Here is an 18,321-nt window from a genome sequence, read left to right as displayed (position 1 = left end):
AGGGCCCCCACCCACAGCAGACGCTCGGCAGTGTAACCCGTCTTACTCCAGAGAAGTCGGATATTTCATCGTTCCGGTTTGGGGGTTTCCGACGTCTTCTCGGAGGGTTTCTGTTCTGTTGGCGTCTCCGACGGGCTTTCGGAGGGTTCGGAGGGGCAGGCGGGGGTTTGTCCGCTCGCGCTGTCCGCCTTGCCTCCGGCCGACGCCGTCACCGACCACCGGGACCCGCAGGGCGTCTTCCCGGCCGCGAACGAGACTGTTCTGGTGTAGGCGGTCTCACCGGCCAGGTCCATGGCGTCGCTGCCGATGGTCCGTCCGGCCACGGTGAACGTGACGCTCAGCCGTACCGCCTGCTCGTTGAGTGTGGTGACGGCGATCGTCGCGCTCGCCAGGCCGCGCGCGCCGAGCGCGGCGCGCAGCACGCTGATGCGCTGCACGCCCGCCGGACAGCCGACCGCCGCCCGTGAGGAGGCCTGCCGGTCGCCCGCGGTCACGGTGACGGTCAGCGTGCCGCCGCAGGGGCGCTTGGCGAAGCTGTGGCTGTAGGCGCGGGTGTAGGACGTGTCGCCGGACAGTGTCGTCTCCCGGGTCAGGACCGGCTCGCCGTTCAGGGAGAGGCTGGCGCGCATCGGGATCGCGGCCGTTCCGCTGGCCGCTGCCGAGATCCGCATGCTCACCGAACGGCCGGGGGACTCGGCCACCGACAGCGCCACGCGCAGGCGGGTGACGTCCGTGGGGCAGTCGGGGACGTTCGCACTCGCGCTCTTCGCCCCGCCCGTCGCGGCGGGCGAGGTGGAGACGGTCAGCGTGACCGTCTCGCCGCACGCGCCGTCGTCCAGGGTGTGGCTGAAGGAGCGGGTGTAGCTGAGCGCGCCGCTGAGGCGGGCCGTCGTGGTCTTGACGACCGCGCCGCCCACGGTGAAGCGGGCCGTCAGCGTGACCGGGCCCTTGCTCGTGGCCCGTACGGTGGCCGTTCCCGCGGCCGCGTTCCCGTTCGAGGAGGAGAGCGTCAGCTTGCCCAGGCCGATGCCCGAGACCGTCGCCGGGGGAGTGGGCGTCTTCGTGGGTTTCGGGGTGGGCGTCTTGGTGGTCGGTTTGGTCGTTGGCTTGGTGGTGGTGGGGGTGTTCGTGGTGGGTTCGGTGGTCTCGGCGGGTTCGGTGGCGTCCGGGCTGGATGGGCCGGACGCCGACGGGATCACGGCTATCGGCACGGAGGCCACCGCGCTCGGATCGACCACCTCGGGCGTTTCCGGGAGCGTGGTCGTCGGCGGCGTGCCCAGCTGGGCCGGGCTGAGCGGCGCCGGAGTCTGCGAGGCCGCGACCACGTCCACCGGAGTGGTCGACGGGCCGCGCGAGCTCAGGATCACCACCGCGGCGACCGCCACCGCGACCGCCAGGCCCGTGCCCACGCCCATCCTGACCGCGTTGTGCCGCATCGCCTTGAAGACCGTCCGCGTCACGGACGTGCCCACCTCAGGCATCGCCACCGGTTGCGGGACCGGCCAGAGCGCCGCCAGCAGGGCCACCAGCGCGGCCAGGCGGCGTTTGCCGCGTTCCTCCCAGTCCTCGCCGTAGCCCGCCCTCGCGGCCTCCTCCAGTTCGGCCACGAAGTCCGCCGCGCTGGCCGGGCGCTGGTCGGGATGCTTGGCCATGCCTCGGGTCACGAGGTCGCGTACGGGCTCCGGCGCGTCGTGGACCGGGATCGGCGCGTGCAGATGCTGATAGCCCAGCACGCTCGGCTCGGTCGAACGGTAGGGCCGGTGCCCGGTCAGGCACTCGAAGAAGACCGCCGTCGCCGCGTAGACGTCGGTGGCGGGGGAGGCGGGCCCGCCCGCCCACATCTCCGGCGCCATGTAGGGCGGCGTGCCCTCGGGATGGGCGGCCGTCCCCTCCCGTACGGCGATGCCGAAGTCGACCAGCTTGCTGACCCCGTCCTCGCGGACGACCACGTTCTCCGGCTTGTAGTCCCGGTGCACCAGCCCGATCGTGTGCGCACGGGCCAGCCCCAGCAGCGAACCCTTCAGCACGACCAGGGCCGCCTCGGGGCTCGTGGTGCCGTTCTCGCGGAGCAGGGCGCGCAGTGACACGCCGTTGACCAGCTCCATCACGATGGCGGCGCCGCTGGGCTCCTGGATGTACTCCCACATGGTCGCGATGTGCTGATCGCGTAACGTGGTGAGCAGCCGCGCCTCCGACTGGAACCTGGCCAGCGCGGCCGGATCCTGTCTGAGCCGTTCGGCCAAATACTTGATCGCGACTTTGACACCGGTGTCGTCATGCTCGGCCAAGACGACCCGGCCACTTCCGCCCGTACCGAGCTGTCGGATCTCGGTGTACCCGGGGGCACTCCACTCCATCGCCAACTCCCATCAGGAGGCGGCCCACCAGATTGGACGTGCGATCTAGCGGTCAGGTTTTCATGAAACTACTGCCATCTCCGGATGTGAACGGCTTTACCGATACCTTCTCTAACCGGTCCGCCCACCCACCCCCCTGACCAGCCCCAACCCCACCCCGCCCCGGTCACCCTCCGCACGGGCACCCAGGCTTTCCGTGACGCCCCCGCTCGCCCATCCGGGCTCCTCGCGTCCCGGCCCGCAAGGCACGGGCTCCCCACGGCTCCGGGGTTCTCCAAGGTTCCTGGATCCCGTCAGCCGCGGAGTGAGGTAGCGGGTGGGGTGGGCGGGCGTTCGCCGCCTGCCGGGCCCGGTACGCCGGCGAACCGGTAAGGGACGGGGGCGCGCCCTGGCTGGACGACCAGGATGGCGCCGGGTTCCTCGGAGTAGAAGGCCGTCTCCACCGCCGCCGCCACGTCCTCCGCGTCCAGCAGCGGGAACCCGGCCCCCAGGAACACGTCCCGCATCCCGGCCACCAACGGCGTGTCGGTGAAGCCGGGGCACACCGCCCCGATCCGCACCCCGGACGCGGCAAGAGGCTTGGCCAGCCCTCTGACCAGCCCCACCACCGCGTGCTTGGTCATCGTGTACACCGGGTCCCCGTCATAGGCGACGAGCCCGGCCAGCGACGAGGTGACCACGATCGCGCCGCCGCCGCCGCGGGTGAGGGCGGGCAGGGATTCGGCCACGCCGTACACGACGCCGTCGATGTTGACGCCGACGGCCTTGCGGTACTGGTCGGGGTCGAACACGGTCAGGTCCACGCCGCTGGAGATGCCGGCGTTGAGGTGGACGAGGTCGAGCCGGCCGTACGCGCGCTCGGCCGTGGCGACGGCCCGCGCGGAGGTCTCGCGGTCGGTGACGTCGCCCGCCACCGCGGTGCCGCCGAGCTCTTTGGCCAGCCGTTCCGCGCCGTCCGCGTCGACGTCGACGAGCACGCAGCGGGCGCCGCCGCGGGCCAGCCGCCTGGCGACGGCCGCGCCGATCCCGCTGGCGGCTCCGGTGATCAACGCGACCGTACTCATGGGGCCTCCTGGTCGAGCATGCGGTGGGCGCGGGCGATCAGCGTGGGTACGGCGGCGCCGATGCCGTCGAAGCCCTCTCCCACGGTCTTACCCTGCCGGAACCGGGCATGGATACCCTCGACGATGACGGCCAGCTTGAAGTTGCCGAACGCCACGTAGTAATTGATGTCGGAGATATCGCGCCCGGACACCTTGGCGTAGCACGCGGCGAACTCGGCCGCGTTCAGAAACCCCGGCGCCAGCGTGACATCCCCCGCCACGGGCACGCTCGCACGTTCCGCGTCGCCCGGATCCTGCCAGTACGTGAGCGTCAGCCCCAGATCGGCCAGCGGATCGCCGAGCGTGGACATCTCCCAGTCGACCACCGCCAGGATCTCCGGCGGATCCCGCCTGACCAGCGTGTTGTCCAGCCGGTAGTCGCCATGCACGAGCGTGCTCTCCGAGCGCGACGGCATGCGTTCGCGCAGCCGCCCCACCAGCCGGTCGTACTCGGGAAGGTCGGCCGCCTTCGACCGCTCCCACTGTTGTTCCCACCGGTTCAGCTGCCTGGCCAGGTACCCCTCCGGCCGCCCGAAGTCGCCCAGACCCACCTGCCGGTAGTCGACGTCGTGGATGGCGGCGAGGATCTCCGCGAGCCGTTCCGACAGCCGCCGCGCCTGCTCGGGCGGCGGGTCGCCGAGCTCCGCCCGGGTGCGTACGGCGGCGCCGTCCACCTGCCCCATCACGTAGAAGGGCGCCCCGATGACCGCCTCGTCGGCGCAGAAGGCGAGCGCCTCCGGCACCGGAACCGGCGTGCCGTTCAGCGCGGAGATCACCCGCCACTCGCGGCGCATGTCGTGCGCGGTCGGCAGCACGTGCCCGAGCGGCGGGCGGCGCAGCACGACCGGCCGCTCGCGGCATTCGATGAGGTAGGTGAGGTTCGACTTGCCGCCGGAGATCAGCGATGCCGAGAGCGCCTCACCCGCGCCGGGCACGTGGGTGGCGATCCAGTCGGTCAGTCGGGGCCAGTCCAAGCCGGGAACGGTCATGGGACCACATTAGAACCTTGCTCTGGTCGGCGGCGCAATGAGGTCCGCGACAATCGCGCAGCCCTTGCGGACGTCGGCCAGCGACGCGGAGCCGTACCCGATGACCAGTCCGTGCACCCGCGGCGCGCCGTGGTGGTGGCGCTCCACCGAGTCCAGGCGCACGCCGCGCGCGGCGGCCTCGCGCACGATCTCCGGGACCACGTCCTCGGGCAGTTCGGCCAGGACGTGCAGGCCCGCCGTGTCGCCGTGCAGGCGGCACACCGGGCCCAGGATCTCGACCACGGCGGCCCGGCGGCGCGCGTACTCCAGGCGCATCCGCCGCAGGTGCCGGTCGAGGTCGCCGTGCTCCAGCAACGTCCCGACCGCCTGCTGCACCGGCCCGCTGGTACGGTCGCCCAGATCCTTCCTGATGCCCGCGATCCTGGCCAGAAGGTCCCGCGGCCCGACCAGCCAGCCGACGCCGACGTCCGGGGCGAGCGACTTCGACAACGTCCCCAGCAGCACCACCCGCGACGGATCGAGCCCGTAGAGCGCGGGCAGCGGCGCTACGTCGTAGCGGAACTCGGCGTCGTAGTCGTCCTCCAGGATCATCGCGCCGGTCCGCCTGGCCCACGCCAGCAGCCGCTCCCTGCGCGGGATCGGCAGCCGCCCGCCCATCGGGTACTGGTGCGCCGGGGTCGTGTACAGCACGCTCAGATCCTCCGGCAGCCCCTCCACGATCACGCCGTCGCTGTCCACCGGGCACGGCACCACCTCGACGCCGCGCCCGGCGAAGACGTTCCGCGTGACCCGATAGCCCGGATCCTCCACCCCCGCCCGTCCGCCCCGCCCGAGCAGCGCGAGCGTGACGAGGTCCAGGCCGTTGGCGGTGCCGCGGGTGACAAGGACGTTCTCGGGCCCGACCGCCACGGCCCTGGTCCGTCTGAGGTGCGCGGCGAGCAGTTCTCGCAGGTACGGCAGGCCGTACGGGTCGGGGTCGTCGCCCGGTGGCAGATCGGCCGCCTTGCGCCAGGCCCGCTTCCACGCGGCACGGTCGAAGTCCCGCACCCAGGGCTCACCCGGCGCCAGATCGATCACCGGTTTCGCGGCGGCGGCGGGTGGCGGGGCCATGGTGGTCATGGGGGCGTCGACGGCCGGCGGAGGCGCGTACAACTGGGCCACGAACGTCCCCGACCCGTGCCGCCCGTCCAGCCATCCCTCCGCGTAAAGCTGCTGGTAGGCCTCCGTCACCACGGTACGGCTCACGCCAAGCTGCGCCGCCAGCCCCCGGCTGGACGGCAGCCGCTCACCCGGAGCGAGCGTCCCGCCCCGCATGGCCTCCCGCAGCCAGGCGGTCAGCTGGGCGGCAAGCGGCTCCGCCGACTCCCGGGAAAGAGCGACGGGCAGGTCAACAAGGCTGCGCACAGGAAGTGGTCTCCATGAATCGGCATTTAGTGGCCCTAATCTACAAGTCCACTTCCGAGCAGTATGGACCGCATGCTCTCCACCACACCTCGCACCACGCTCGGCCGCGAGAAGCACCGCGCCAGCACCGACCGCGCCGACCTGTACGAGGTGCTCGACACCGGGCTGATCTGCCACCTGGGCGTGGTGCACAACGGGCACCCGATGGTCGTCCCGACCGGTTACGGCCGCATCGACGACACCCTGTACCTCCACGGCTCCACTGGCGCCAAGTCGCTGCGCTCCGGCCAGGACACGGAGATCTGCGTGACGGTGACGCACGTGGACGGCGTCGTCCTGGCGCGCTCGGTCTTCAACCACTCGTTCAACTACCGCAGCGCCATGATCTACGGCACCGCCCGCCTGGTCACCGACCCCGACGAACGCATGGCCGGCCTCCGCGCCCTCACCGACCACCTGGCCCCCGGCCAGTGGGACTACGCCCGCCAGCCCAGCCGCAAGGAACTGGCCGCCACGTCGGTTCTGGCCCTGAGCCTGACCGAAGCCTCGGTAAAGCTCCGCACCGGCCCCCCGAGCGACGAGGACTACGACTACGCCCTCCCGATCTGGGCCGGCGTCCTCCCCGTGGTCACGACCTACGGCACCCCCATCCCCGACCCGGTCCTGGACCCCACCACCCAGCCCCCCACCCACATCCACTCCCGCCACTAACCCCAACCGACCAGCGCACCCCGGAGAGCCAGCCCCGAGGGAGCCGAGGGTTCCCCGAGACCCGAAAGCCCAGGGGACTACCCGAAACCCGGGGGACCGATGGCTTGGGGAGCGGCGCTCAGAGGGAGGAGGTCCCAGAGGGCGGGGGAGGCCCCAGGAGGAGGCTCGCGCGGGGCTGACCGCGGGACGCTAGGACCGGGGGACCGGGGGACCGGGGGACCGACGGACCGAGAGGCCGGAAGGCCGGAAGGCCGAGGTTGAGGGGCCGGGAGGCCGGGAGGTTGAAGGGCGGGGAGGCCGGGAGGTTGAGGGGGCTTTTCCTGGGCTTGTCCCCGCGCCGAGACGGCGGGACGGGGGACGGCGGTGTCCGGCGCGTTGTCGCGGCGGGCGGCGTGGGCCACGGGCAGTGGTCAAACATGCGGCGTAACGGCGAGCAACCCCGTCCGACTGCCGGCCGGCCTCGCACGGGTGCGAGCCCGCGACGGCGGGAGGCGCCCACCCGGCTTGCCGTAACGGATAGGAGAGAAGAAGACGATCACAGCCGACGACGGATGCCCTCGCGGCGCGCGCGGGAGGTGGTGATGAGGGCGGCGAGCGCGGCGGCGGAGGTGATGGCGGCGAGGGTGATCAGGGCGCGGTCCATGGTGAACGTCGAGGTGAGGAAGTACGCCTCGCTGACCAGCATCCCCAGCCCCACACTGATCGCGAACGCCAGCGCCCCGCTCTCCATCGCGTCACCCGTGTGGTCACGCCGCCCCAGCAGCGGCCGGACCAGCCCCAGCACCGCCGCCCCCGGGCACAGCACCAGGAACAGGATCGTCACCACCACCCGCACGGCCGACCCCGCCGCCAGATGGCCGACCAGGACGGCGACCCACCCGGACAGCCCCAGCAACAACAACGACACCCGCGAGAACGTCATGATTTCTCCGGCAGCAGTTCGTAGACGTCCCCACCGGGATTGCTCAGCACCTTCTTGAACCGCTTCGACGCCTCCACCTCCCGTTTGAGCCGGTCGATGGTGCCCTTGGGCAGGATGCCGGGCGTCTCGGTCGCGGGGCGCTGGGTGCGGTTGAGCACGAGGTAGCCCTTGGCGCCGGGCGGGAGCTTGGACATGAGGTTGATCAGCGACGGCGCCGGCTTCTTGACGAACTCGGCGAGCGTCGGCACGTACGCGGGCAGGTTGGGCAGGGCCTCGCGCGAGGGCGGAAGTTCGTCGAGCCAGCTCTGGTCGAAGCGTTCGTACTGGTCGTAGGCGCCGGGCAGGAAGAAGGTGGGCGCGACGATGAGCGAGTTGACGGGCGCGATCCGGTGGAGCTCCTTGACCAGCTCGACCTCGTCGAGGGTGAAGTAGTTGCCCTGTTCCTTGCCGTAGTTGCCGAAGAAGAAGCCGGCGACCATCAGCAGCAGGACGACGGGCAGGATGGCCAGCCGTACGAAGGCGCGCTTGCTGGGCAGGAAGACGGCGGCGGCCAGGAACGCGGTCATCGGCAGCGTGAACAGGTAGACGCGGAAGAGGATCTCGCCGCCGTAGCTTCCCGCGGCGAAGAAGACCAGCGGCGCAAGCCCGATCATCAGCAACGGCAGGCCGGGACGGCGCAGCCACTGGCGGCGCAGCACGGCGCCGGCGATGGCCAGCAGCCATAGGCCGACGGACAGGGCGCGGTCGGCGTAGGCGACGATCACCTGGCCGGGGGCGACGTCGCCGAGTGCGACGAGCCCGGCGTCGAGGTTGCCGCCGGCGTCGCCGAGCGAGCCGACGATGAAGTTGATCTTGCTTTCGAGCACCTGCCAGGCGATGCCCACGGCCCAGCCGGCCGCCAGCGCCGCGCTCACCATGAGGATGCCGAAGTTGCGGTAGCGGCGCAGGATGAACAGCAGGCCGAGCGTGGCCACCAGCATGAGCGGCGTGAGCTGGTGGGAGGAGGCGATCGCGGCGATCGGGATGATCAGCAGCAGCGTCCAGGTGAGCCGCGCGTACGTCGTGGTCATGGGCGGCGGCTCGGCGGCCAGCCCATGCGGGTCGTCACCGGCCCGGATGGGCCCGCGTCTGAACCTCCGTACGACCACGGCCAGCACGATGAGGTAGAGCACCAGCGTGGTGGCCTGCGGCGAGAAGTAGTCCTGCCCGACCCACGAGCAGGAGAAGTACACCCAGATGCCGCCCCAGATGAGCTGCCTGTTGCGGGTCACGGTCCTGAACAGCAACAGCAGCGGCAGCAGCGTGGCCACGTTGAAGACCAGCGGGCCCCACTTGGCGATGTCGAGCGCGTTCTCCAGCCCCGCCGCCTCGGTCATGAGCGCGAAGAAGGAGAAGAAGCCCGGCCACTGGTGGTAGGCCGACAGCGAACCCGCGGCCGGGTCGGTGGCGCCGTGCCTGATCAGGTAGTCGATGACCGAGACGTGCTTCCACGCCCACGGGTAGCGCAGCGTGGGATAGAGCAGGCTGGGCGTGGCGTGCAGGACCGCGATGAGGATGAGCGCGTACCCGGCGTGCCACAGCTCCAGCGCGTGCCGGTCGTTGAGCAGCGCCACGAACCCGACGATCATGACCACGATCGCGATCCAGAACGTCGCGGGCAGGACCGTGAGCAGTCCGAGGTCGGTCATCTGGTCGAGGTTGACCCGGCGCAGCGACAGCCCCCACAGGATCGTGGAGACCGGCAGCGCGGTGCGGGCCACGAACCAGGTCAGGTTCCCCGCGGCGGGGATCAGGTCGGCGCGCGTGGAGTCCATGCGGCCGCTCATGTAGCCGATGACGGTGGCGATCATCGCCAGCAGCCGGGTGATCAGCGCCTGCCCCGGCCGGACGTTGCCGGGCCCGGTGACGGTGATCGCCTGGAAGGTCGTGCGCGGCAGCGAGGACTTCACCTGCGCCAGGTGCACGCTGAGTGCCCGCCGCCCCCGCCCGCGGTGGGGGACCGCCGCCAGCGACTTGCCCTCGGCGACGCAGCGGGAGATCACGTACGCGCGCGTGGCCCGCCGGGCGGAGATGCCGGCGCGCAGGTGCGCGGAGGGTTCGTAGTGGACCCTGCCGTTGGGGTTGAGCTCCTTGAGCAGGTGGAACAGCTCGGCCTTCACGCCCCCCGGCGGCTCGGCGAGCACGTCGCCCGCCTGGTGGTCGAGGTCGGCCGGGAAGCCGCCCGCCTCGGCCAGCGCGGCACGGCGGAAGGCCACCCCGGCGCCGTAGAGGTCGTCGATCGGCCCGGCCTCCTCGGGCGAGCCGGTGCACGAGCCGCCCATGATCCAGGCGAGTTCCTCGGGGAACCACCTCGGCCGCCCCGCCACCCACCGCAGCGTCAGGTTGCTCCGCACGGCCAGCACCCGCCGCTCGTCGAAGGCGCGCAGCAGGCAGGTGGACCAGTCGGGCTCGGCGGCGGTCTCGTCGTCGTGGAAGGCCACGACGTCGCCGGTCGCGGCCGTCAGGCCGAGGTTGCGGGCGGCGGCCACGCCGCGCTGCCCCTCGTTGTGCAGCACCACGACGTCGTCCAGCCCGCCGCGGGCCAGGTCGGCCAGCTCGGGGCAGTGGTCGACGACCACGATGATCTGCTCGGGCGGCTCCAGCTGGGCGCGCAGGGAGGCGATCGTGACGCGTAGCTGGTGCCAGGCGCCGACCTCGCCGGTGACGACGACCACCGAGAGCGTGGGCACCGCCTTCTCGTCGATCGGGGGCGGCGGCTCGGCCGTGATCTTCGGGATCGGACGGGTGCTGGTGGCGTCGTCCTCGTCCTCCGGGTCGAGCAGCTTGCGCGCGTCCCAGACCAGCACGCCGGTGGGCGCGTCGTCCTCGTCGTCCGTACGCGGCCTGGGCAGCCGGGCGACCTTCGTCGCGTCGTCGTCAGGTAAGGCCGCATCATCGGTGGCGGGCCGTTTCAGCTGACGTGTCGTCTCGTCATCGAGCGCCTCGTCGGCTTGCCTGCCCTCCACTGTGTGTACCTTTCCCGACCCAGAGCTGAACGACGGCTACCCGTGACTTTACTCGGTCCGAATCGCCTGATCGTCGTCTCGATCAGAGTGTTCCGAACAGTTCGGAACGTTGTTCGATCTTGGCAGCGGGCGGCCGGGTGGGCGAGCTTCTGGGTGGTCCTTGAAACCTTCCCGACGGAGGTCGCCCGATGCGCATCCCACGTCCGTGTCCGTTCCGGGGCGGTCAGGAAGCACGAAGCCGGAAACAGGGGCATCGGCTTCGGCTCTGGCCGAAGCGGGAGCCGCGCGGCAAGGCTCTACGCGGAGCCGACATCTGCTGCTGACGGGCCCGATCGAGCATCCCCCTGCCTCCACTTCCCTCGCCAGGGCAGGGGGATGACCCGCGTAAAGATCCTTTGTTAACATGACCGCCCGAGCCGGGAGTGGGCTCCGAGCGGAAGAAGCAGCGTTGGACGAGGACGGTCCCCCCGACCCGGCGCAAGCCACCACGGCCGCCGAGTACGTCGCCGCGCTGGCCCGATTACGCCGCTGGAGCGGCCTCACCTACCGGCGGCTGGCGAGCGCGTCGGGCGGCGCGCTCCCCGTGAGCACGGTGGCGGGCGTCCTGGGCAGGACGACCCTGCCCAGGGAGGACTTCGTTGCGGCCTTCACCGCCGCCTGCGGCCTGGACGAGGCGGAGACCGACCGCTGGATCCGCGCCCGCAGAAACCTGGCATCCGGCACAGGCGAGCAGCCCGGTCCGGGGCAGGGCATTACGGGGCAGGCCGGCGCGGGGGAAGCCGGCACCGGCGAGGATCCTGGCGCGGGCGAGGTCGACCCCGACGCGGAGACAGTCGTGAGCCCGTCACCGGATCCGGCGGAGCCCGTCCCGCCGCGCCGGTCCCTGCAACGACGGTCCCTGGCGCGACGGTGGTGGCCGGCGATCGCCGCGGCCGCCGGTCTCGCGGTCGCGCTCCTGTTCGCCCCAACGCTCATCCGAGGCATGGGCGACATGCTGGAAGGCCGCGCCGCGGCCAGCCAGAGCGCCACCGCCCAGGCCCCGCAGGACGGCTGGCACCGGATCGTCCCCTCCCACGTCGCCGACCGCGGCCTGTGCGTGAGCGAGGGCCGCGAACGCTCGGGCAGGACCGACCGCCCGCTGGCCGTCCAGACCTCCTGCGCCGCCGAGGGCCCGGCCACCTACCTCAGAACCCTCGGCCCCGGCGTCTACGAGATCCAGTGGCACCACCCCAGGCAGGGCGTCGGCTGCCTGAGCGTGGACGACGCCTACCTCGGCGACGAGGCTCTGCTCGCCCCCAGCGACTGCATCGCCGCCGCCCACCAGCGCTTCCTGCTGGAGCGCGATCGCAACGGGTTCCGGCTGCGTCCCGTCCACAGCGGCAAATGCCTCGGTTCCCTGTACGGCGAAGCCGACATCCACCCCGGCGCCGAGATAGCCCAGCTCGCCTGCACCGGCAAGCGCGACCAGATCTTCCGCTTCGAGCCCGTGGAACGCCCGTCCTGGGCGACGTCCGGCTAAGACCCCGGCAGGGTGACGGCGGTGGGCAGGCTCTGCCGTACGTAGGCCGCCTTCCCCGCCTGCCCGAACTCGGTCAGCGTGCCCGGCCCGGTGAGCGTGAAGTCGCACCCGTCGGCGTCCACGGCGTTCCACTGGACGACCGCCTTGATGTTGGGCAGGTCCTCCAGCACGCCGGGCACGTCGGCGTACCAGCGCCCGCGGGCCCGGTCGTCGCGCACGTTGTGCTCGCTGCCGTACTCGCTCAGGATGAACGGCTTCTTGCCGAACCCGTTGCTCACGAACCAGTCGTAGGTCGGCTTGATCGTCGTCCTGAAGTCCTGCCACTCGGCGTTGCGGCAGCGGGCGAAGTTGTAGGGGTCGTAGCTGACCCAGTCGACGTAGTCGTCACCCGGGTAGAAGGCCTTCCACCGGTGCCGGAACGGGTAGTAGCCGGTCACGCCCCACACCCAGGCCACGTTGGTGACGCCGAGGGTGCGGAAGCGGTCGACGATGTGCCGGTACGCGGCCACGTAGTCGGCAGGGGCGCCCGCGTTCTTGCGCATCTCCATCTCGCCGTCGAAGCCCAGCAGGACGGGCTTGCCGTACTCCTTGATGCGCCGCGCCTGGGGGTCGATGACGCTGTGGTCGGCCTCGCCGCGGGCGATGCTGGCCCAGGGGATGTTGTCGGAGGTGTTCCAGCGTTCGGACTCCCAGCCGAGCAGCAGGAGCCGGTCGCGGCCGAGCTGGGGCTCGTCGTCGCGCAGCATCCGGCCGTTGGGCGTCTCGGACATGTCGTGGTAGGCGAACACGACGTCGAACTTCCTGCCGACCTGGCGTTCCAGCGTGGTGACCGAGTTGAGCAGGCCGCCGCTGGCCGGCGGGGTGTAGATGCCCCACCAGGCGCCGCACGCGGGGCCCTGCTTGAGCGTGGCGGGGGAACTGCACGGGCGGCCGCCGTCGGCGCCCGCGTCCGGGTCGGAGTAGGACGTGACGAACACGACGGTTCCGGTGGCGAGGACGGCGAGGCCGACGACCATACTCCACAGGACCCGGCGGCTCTTGCGGGGCACGGCGTGTTTTCCCGCCGATTCCTGAGGCATGGGGGCTCCGTACGGATGATGCGTGAATCGGCCTCCAGTGTAGAGAGGACCGCCTTCAATCGGCTGTACTGACGGCCGGCCGTACCGGCGCGGCGAGGGTGCGCAGCACGGGCAGCGCGCGGGCCGCCTGGAGCGGGTCGACGGGCAGCACGTGGCGGGTCCACCAGGAGGCCACCTCGGGGGTGGGACCGGGCTCGGTCAGCGGCGCGCCGAAGTCCTCGTCCAGCGGCGGCGTGTACAGCGCGGTGGTGATCACGCCGCGCCGTTCCAGCGCGCGGATCGCCGCGTCACGCTCCTCCACCAGCAGCGGTACGCGGAAGAGCGGCTGGTCGGCCAGTTCCCGCACCGGCGGGGCGGTCACCGGCAGCCCGGCCAGCATCCGCACACCCGCCACGCGCCCGGCCCGCTCGCGCTCGGCGGTGCGCTGGCGGGCGGCGGCGAACCGGCGCTGCACGGCGCCGTGGGCGTTGCGGTAGCCGCCGGAGCCGACGGACATCCAGCGGTCGAAGGCGGGCAGGTCCTCGGCGCCTACGGCGGCCAGGTCGCGGGCGCGCGAGTCGTCGCTGACGTAGGTGGCCTCGATGCCGAGCGCGCGGGCCAGCCGCCAGGCCGGGGTGCTCAGGCGCAGCGCGTAGACGGCGTCGCGCAGGAGAGGGGCGGCGACGGCCCGCAGCTCACCCGTGGTGGAGGGGGCGAGCAGCAGCCGGTCGCGCAGGTCCGCGGCCCGCCGGGCGGCCTCTGCCTCGCGCAGCAGCAGAACGCCGCCGGAGCCCGCCCGCGCGTGCTTGGACAGGCTGAAGGCCGCCGCCGCGCCGAACGTGCCCACGTGCCGCTCGCCGAGCCGGGTCTGGAAGGCGTGGGCGCAGTCCTCGACCAGGACCACGCCTCTGGCCGCGCATTCGGCGGCCAGGCGGTCGATCTGGCCCGGCAGGCCGTACATGTGCGTGGCGACGACCGCGCCGATCCCGGTCCAGTCGACGCGGTCGGCGTCGATGGTCGCGTCGTCCGGCGAGACGGGCGCCATGACCGGGCGCAGCCCGGCGGCGACCGCGGCGAAGAGCACGGTCTCGCAGTTGACCGGGGACATCAGCACCCGCTGCCCGCGCTCCACGAGAGCGCGGAACGCGAGGTAGAGCCCGAGCCTGGCGGAGGGCAGGTACACGCCGTGCAGACCGGTCCGCTGAACCAGCGGCGCGATCAGGACATCGTCCCGTTTTCCCTGGTTCTTCGGCACTCCTGGAACGATACGCTGTAACTTCAGCGATCGCAGGTCTTGTCTCCCAAGGCGGTCTATCCATGGAGTCTGGCACGTGGCCCGAAGTGGGCGTCGTGGTGTGTACGCGCGGTGACCGGCCGGAGATGATCAGAGACACACTCAAGGGCATCACCTCCCAGGACTATCCGGGCCGGGTCACCACCGTCGTCGTGTTCGACGGCGGCGACCCCGATCCCGAGCTCGCCTCCGACGACCCGTCCCGCCCTGTCCGGCTGGTCAGGAACGAGCGCTCGCGCGGCCTGCCCGCCGCCCGCAACAGCGGCATCCTCGCCCACGCCGGAAGCGTCGAGTGGGTCGCCTTCTGCGACGACGACGACACCTGGCTGCCCACGAAGATCACCGCGCAGGTCCGCGCGGTCCAGAAGCACCCCGACGCCGTCTTCGCCACCTGCGGCTCGCTCATCGTCCACGACGACTGGACCCGCCACATCCACCTGGAGAAGGAGCGGGTCCCCTTCGCCGACCTGCTCGACGGGCGCCAGCCCGCCATGCACCCCTCGGGCTTCCTCGCCCGCCGCTCCGCCCTGACCGGCGAGGCCGTCGGCCTGTTCTCCGAGACGATCCCCAGCGGCTACGGCGAGGACTACGAGATGCTCCTGCGCGCCGCCAGGTGCGCGCCCATCGTGCACGTGCCGGAGGAGCACCTCCACGTGCGCATGCACGCCCAGTCGCACTTCGCCGGCCGCTGGGACGTCATCGCCGAGGCCCTGCAATGGCTGCTGGAGCGCTACCCGGAGATCAAGACCTCCCGCAAGGGCTACTCCCGCCTGGCCGGGCAGGTCGCCTTCACCCGCGTCGCGGTGGGCCGCCGCTCGGAGGCCCTGCGCTGGTCGATGCGGGCCTTCACCACCGACCCGCGCGAGATCAGGTCGTACGGCGTCGCCGCCATCGCCCTGCTACGCCTGAGCCCCACCTGGGTCGTCCGGCGGATGGAGGCGCGCGGCCTGGGCGCGCCCTGAGGCGACCCGCCACAGCCCCGGCAGCACCGCCAGCGCGGTGATCGTCTGGCTGGCCAGAATGGCGAGGCCCACCCCGGTGATCCCGTAGACGGGCAGGAGCAGTTGCGCCCCGCCGATCGCCATCACGGCCATCCCGAACTGCACGAACACGATCATCCCCGCCCGCCGCAGCGCCCGCAGCGCGCCCAGGTAGAGCTCGACCACGGCACGGGGCAGCGCCGCCAGCGCGATCAGCCGCATGAGGTCGGTGGCGTGCTGCGCGTACCCCTCGCCGAACAGCAGCAGCGCCACCGGCGCCAGCAGCGTCGCCACGACGACCAGCGGCGTCAGGATGAGGAACGTGCGCCGCAGCGCCCTGCGGCAGTTGTCGGCCAGCGTCGCCTTGTCGAAGGCGCCCTCCACGGTCAGCGAGGAGGCCATCGTGTAGCTGAGCATCTCCAGCATGGCGCCGAGGGTGATGGTCAGCCCGTAGTAGGCGTTCATCTCCTTGGAGACCTGGGCCGCGACCAGCACGGGCACGCCGTAGTTGAACAGCAGCGTGAAGATCGAGCCGGCGTAGTCGCCGGCCAGGAAGCGGCCGATCTGGCGCGGGGGCGGCAGCCTCTTGTCCGCGGTGAGCCGGGCGTGCTGGGGGATCAGCTTGCGGAAGACAGCCGTGTTGAGGCACAGGGAGACGACCAGGCCGGGAGCGATCCAGGCCAGGAAGACCGCCCAGGAGACCGAGACGCCGGCCGAGTTGCCCAGCAGCACGGCGCACACGGCCAGAACGCCGAAGCGGACCACCCAGAAGATCAGGTTGGCCACCGGCACCCAGGGGGCCTTGCGCAGCCCGGTCAGCACCACGTCCTGCAGCGTGCAGATGCTCCAGACGATCACCATGACCGTGAAGACCAGCCCGGCGGTCCAGCCGGACAGCAGGCTGTAGGTCTCGCCCCAGCTCGTCAGCGTGAGCAGGAAGATCGCGCAGCCGGCGACGGCCAGGCCGGTGGCGGCGCCGTAGACGGTGCCGACGAAGCGGGCGGTGTGCCGGCCGGCCTCGGGGACGAAACGGGCGACCGTACCGACGAAGCCGAAGGAGGTGATCGCGGCCAGGAACCTCATCGCGGCCAGGATGGCCATACCGACGCCGACGTCCTTCTCGTCGAAGACGCGCGCGGTCACGGTCCAGTAGGCCAGCCCGATGACGGCGCCCGCGCCGGCGTTGAGCATGAGGGAGTAGGCGCTGCGCAGCAGCGGGTCGTTGAGGTCGGCGGGCAGGAACCTCTTCAGGCCGCGCTCAGTCACCGGGGGACACCTGGCGCATCGCGTAACGCGCGCGGCGGACGATCGCGTAGCCCTTGGTCAGCGTACGTTCCCTCAGGTAGATCAGCGGCACGCCGCGGCCCTCGACGGCGCGGCGGAAGCGGTCCATGCTGGTGCGCCTGGCCACGGTCAGCCGCGGCACGGCCAGCACGTCGTGCCGGTCGGCGGCGATGGCGTTGCTGACCGCGCAGGCGGCGAAGTATCCGGCCTTGCGCACCTCGCGGCGCACCCGCGCGCTGGAGTAGCCGTAGGGGTATGCCATGGTCACGACGGGCGTGCCCACCTTGTCCTCCAGCAGGCCCTTGTTCCTGCGCAGCTCCTGGCGGAGCTCGGCGTCGGCAAGCTGGTCGAGCTGCGGATGGCTGTGGCTGTGCCCGCCGATCTCGATGCCGCTGGCGGCGGCCTCGCGGGCCTGTCCCCAGGTGAGCATGTCGTCCAGCGGGCGGCCCGCCGCGTCCTTGCCGGCGTCGGCCAGCCAGCCGCTGGTGACGAAGATCGTGGCGGGCATCCGGCGCCGCTCCAGGACGGGCAGCGCGTGGGAGTGGAAGTCGGCGTACCCGTCGTCGAAGGTGATCACGACCGCCTTCTGGGGCACCTGGTTGTGGTTGAGCGCCGCGACGAGGTCGGCGAAGGTCATCGGCGTGTACCCGCCGTCGGCCAGGTACGCCACCTGCTCGGCGAAGTCACCGGGTCGTACGGCCAGCGGCCTGGTCGCCTCGTTGGGCCGGTCGGTGACGGAGTGGTACATCAGGATCGGCACCCGGATCATCGCAGCCTCCAGGAGCCGACGGCGTAGCCCCACGCGGTCCAGGCCAGCCCGATGACGATCGCCCCGGCCCGGCCGAGCCCGCCCGGGTCGCCGCGCAGCGCCTCGCCCAGGCCGCGCAGGGCGCCCTTGGGCAGCGCCTTGAGCGCGTGGGCGCGCTCGCTTGACAGGCCGTCCTGCGCGCCCACCTCGCGGGTGACCAGCGCCTTGGACAGCCCTTCCGCGTAGCAGCGGGAACGGAAGTAGGAGAACGTCTCGCGCTGCCTCGGCACCTTGTGGCCGATCAGCGCCCGCGGCTCGAACAACATGACCGACCCGGGCCTGCGCTGGGTCAGCCGGATGCAGAACTCGGTCTCCTCGCAGCCCAGCGGCCGGCTCTTGCGCCCCTGGACGCTGCGGCCGATGCCGCTGTGGAAGCCGCCGACTCCGGTGACGGCCTCGCGTAGGAAGGCTGCGTTGCCGCCCATGACGTTGCGGACCGGAGCCCGGACCGCCGGCATGCCCCGGTAGCTGCAGCCGACGGTCCAGTCGAACTCGTGCGGGAACCACCGCGGACGTCGCTCGGACGCCCACAGCGGATCCGTACGCCCGCCGACGCCGACCACCCCCGGTTCCTGGAAGCCCTCCTCCAAAGCCTCCAGCCAGCCGGGATCGGCCACCGCGTCGTCGTCGAGGTAGGCGACGACGTCACCACTGGCGACACCGGCACCGGTGTTCTTGCCGCCCGACAGGCCCTGCTCGTGGGAGTTCTCCACGACGACGGCCTTCGGGTAGGCCCGGGAGAGCTTGAGGTGCAGGCCGGGGTTGTGGTCGACGACGAGGATCAGCTCGTGTGCCCTGCGGCGCTGGTTCTCGATCGACTCCACTGCCTGCCTGATGTCCTCCCAGCGCTCCTCGGTGTAGACACAGATGACGACGGATGTAAGCAC

General features: G+C 71.7%; 14 protein-coding genes. 3 read left to right on the top strand and 11 right to left on the bottom strand.

Features of this window, described 5'->3' with window-relative positions; genetic code table 11:
* Window positions 1-65: 65 nt before the first annotated feature.
* The 4 genes from ACFWY5_RS00870 to ACFWY5_RS00855 form a co-directional block, all read right to left on the bottom strand.
* Window positions 66-2,357, bottom strand: coding sequence for a serine/threonine-protein kinase (locus ACFWY5_RS00870; protein ID WP_379630187.1), 2,292 nt, complete (start codon window positions 2,355-2,357; stop codon window positions 66-68).
* A gap of 293 nt (window positions 2,358-2,650) precedes the next feature.
* Window positions 2,651-3,421: an SDR family oxidoreductase gene (locus tag ACFWY5_RS00865; protein WP_379630186.1), complete on the bottom strand. Its 771-nt coding sequence runs from the start codon at window positions 3,419-3,421 to the stop codon at window positions 2,651-2,653.
* Window positions 3,418-4,449 (bottom strand): phosphotransferase family protein, encoded by a 1,032-nt coding sequence (locus tag ACFWY5_RS00860; RefSeq protein ID WP_379630185.1) that lies wholly within the window; start codon window positions 4,447-4,449, stop codon window positions 3,418-3,420. The genes ACFWY5_RS00865 and ACFWY5_RS00860 overlap by 4 nt, the downstream gene beginning before the upstream one ends.
* A gap of 9 nt (window positions 4,450-4,458) precedes the next feature.
* Entirely contained in the window at window positions 4,459-5,853 is a 1,395-nt protein-coding gene (locus tag ACFWY5_RS00855) for a PLP-dependent aminotransferase family protein (RefSeq protein WP_379630184.1), read from the bottom strand.
* A 72-nt stretch (window positions 5,854-5,925) separates the two neighbouring features.
* Between ACFWY5_RS00855 and ACFWY5_RS00850 the strand changes: the two genes are divergently transcribed.
* Window positions 5,926-6,564: a pyridoxamine 5'-phosphate oxidase family protein gene (locus ACFWY5_RS00850; protein WP_379630183.1), complete on the top strand. Its 639-nt coding sequence runs from the start codon at window positions 5,926-5,928 to the stop codon at window positions 6,562-6,564.
* Between the two features lie 535 nt (window positions 6,565-7,099).
* On the opposite strand, the gene ACFWY5_RS00845 is transcribed toward ACFWY5_RS00850, so the two are convergent.
* Entirely contained in the window at window positions 7,100-7,486 is a 387-nt protein-coding gene (locus tag ACFWY5_RS00845; RefSeq protein ID WP_379610364.1) for a hypothetical protein, read from the bottom strand.
* Window positions 7,483-10,491 (bottom strand): glycosyltransferase family 2 protein, encoded by a 3,009-nt coding sequence (locus tag ACFWY5_RS00840; protein WP_379630182.1) that lies wholly within the window; start codon window positions 10,489-10,491, stop codon window positions 7,483-7,485. Before ACFWY5_RS00840 ends, ACFWY5_RS00845 begins: the two co-directional genes overlap by 4 nt.
* A 448-nt stretch (window positions 10,492-10,939) precedes the next feature.
* On the opposite strand from ACFWY5_RS00840, the gene ACFWY5_RS00835 reads away from it, so the two are divergent.
* Window positions 10,940-12,010, top strand: a complete 1,071-nt coding sequence (locus ACFWY5_RS00835) for a helix-turn-helix domain-containing protein (RefSeq protein WP_379630181.1) — start codon at window positions 10,940-10,942, stop codon at window positions 12,008-12,010.
* Here ACFWY5_RS00835 and ACFWY5_RS00830 read toward each other — a convergent pair.
* The gene (locus ACFWY5_RS00830; RefSeq protein WP_379610361.1) at window positions 12,007-13,089 is read right to left on the bottom strand and encodes a glycoside hydrolase family 26 protein; all 1,083 of its coding nucleotides are present in this window, start codon (window positions 13,087-13,089) and stop codon (window positions 12,007-12,009) included. The two genes, ACFWY5_RS00835 and ACFWY5_RS00830, sit on opposite strands and share 4 nt — an antisense overlap.
* Before the next feature lie 55 nt (window positions 13,090-13,144).
* On the bottom strand, window positions 13,145-14,323 hold the full coding sequence (locus ACFWY5_RS00825; protein ID WP_379630180.1) for a DegT/DnrJ/EryC1/StrS family aminotransferase: 1,179 nt from the start codon (window positions 14,321-14,323) through the stop codon (window positions 13,145-13,147).
* A gap of 62 nt (window positions 14,324-14,385) precedes the next feature.
* Here ACFWY5_RS00825 and ACFWY5_RS00820 point away from each other — a divergent pair, with 62 nt between their 5' ends.
* Window positions 14,386-15,324, top strand: a complete 939-nt coding sequence (locus ACFWY5_RS00820; protein WP_379610359.1) for a glycosyltransferase family 2 protein — start codon at window positions 14,386-14,388, stop codon at window positions 15,322-15,324.
* On the opposite strand, the gene ACFWY5_RS00815 is transcribed toward ACFWY5_RS00820, so the two are convergent.
* From ACFWY5_RS00815 to ACFWY5_RS00805, 3 genes are read right to left on the bottom strand one after another with little or no spacing between them, the layout of a single operon-like run.
* Window positions 15,262-16,608 carry a lipopolysaccharide biosynthesis protein gene (locus ACFWY5_RS00815; RefSeq protein ID WP_379610358.1) on the bottom strand — a complete coding sequence of 449 codons (1,347 nt, stop codon included), beginning with the start codon at window positions 16,606-16,608 and terminating at the stop codon, window positions 15,262-15,264. The genes ACFWY5_RS00820 and ACFWY5_RS00815 overlap by 63 nt on opposite strands.
* Window positions 16,601-17,395, bottom strand: a complete 795-nt coding sequence (locus ACFWY5_RS00810) for a polysaccharide deacetylase family protein (RefSeq protein ID WP_379610357.1) — start codon at window positions 17,393-17,395, stop codon at window positions 16,601-16,603. The genes ACFWY5_RS00815 and ACFWY5_RS00810 overlap by 8 nt, the downstream gene beginning before the upstream one ends.
* Complete coding sequence (locus ACFWY5_RS00805; RefSeq protein ID WP_379610356.1) at window positions 17,392-18,321, bottom strand: glycosyltransferase family 2 protein; 930 nt, start codon at window positions 18,319-18,321, stop codon at window positions 17,392-17,394. Before ACFWY5_RS00805 ends, ACFWY5_RS00810 begins: the two co-directional genes overlap by 4 nt.

It is taken from the genome of Nonomuraea sp. NPDC059007, from assembly GCF_042740555.1.
Classification (GTDB): Bacteria; Actinomycetota; Actinomycetes; order Streptosporangiales; family Streptosporangiaceae; genus Nonomuraea.
This window is presented reverse-complemented; position numbering and strand designations above follow the sequence as displayed.

Coding starts and splice junctions, on each gene's coding strand:
- ACFWY5_RS00870 (WP_379630187.1), bottom strand. CDS start 2,357: ATGGAGTGGAGTGCCCCCGGGTACACCGAGATCCGACAGCTCGGTACG.
- ACFWY5_RS00865 (WP_379630186.1), bottom strand. CDS start 3,421: ATGAGTACGGTCGCGTTGATCACCGGAGCCGCCAGCGGGATCGGCGCG.
- ACFWY5_RS00860 (WP_379630185.1), bottom strand. CDS start 4,449: ATGACCGTTCCCGGCTTGGACTGGCCCCGACTGACCGACTGGATCGCC.
- ACFWY5_RS00850 (WP_379630183.1), top strand. CDS start 5,926: ATGCTCTCCACCACACCTCGCACCACGCTCGGCCGCGAGAAGCACCGC.
- ACFWY5_RS00845 (WP_379610364.1), bottom strand. CDS start 7,486: ATGACGTTCTCGCGGGTGTCGTTGTTGTTGCTGGGGCTGTCCGGGTGG.
- ACFWY5_RS00830 (WP_379610361.1), bottom strand. CDS start 13,089: ATGCCTCAGGAATCGGCGGGAAAACACGCCGTGCCCCGCAAGAGCCGC.
- ACFWY5_RS00820 (WP_379610359.1), top strand. CDS start 14,386: ATGGAGTCTGGCACGTGGCCCGAAGTGGGCGTCGTGGTGTGTACGCGC.
- ACFWY5_RS00810 (WP_379610357.1), bottom strand. CDS start 17,395: ATGATCCGGGTGCCGATCCTGATGTACCACTCCGTCACCGACCGGCCC.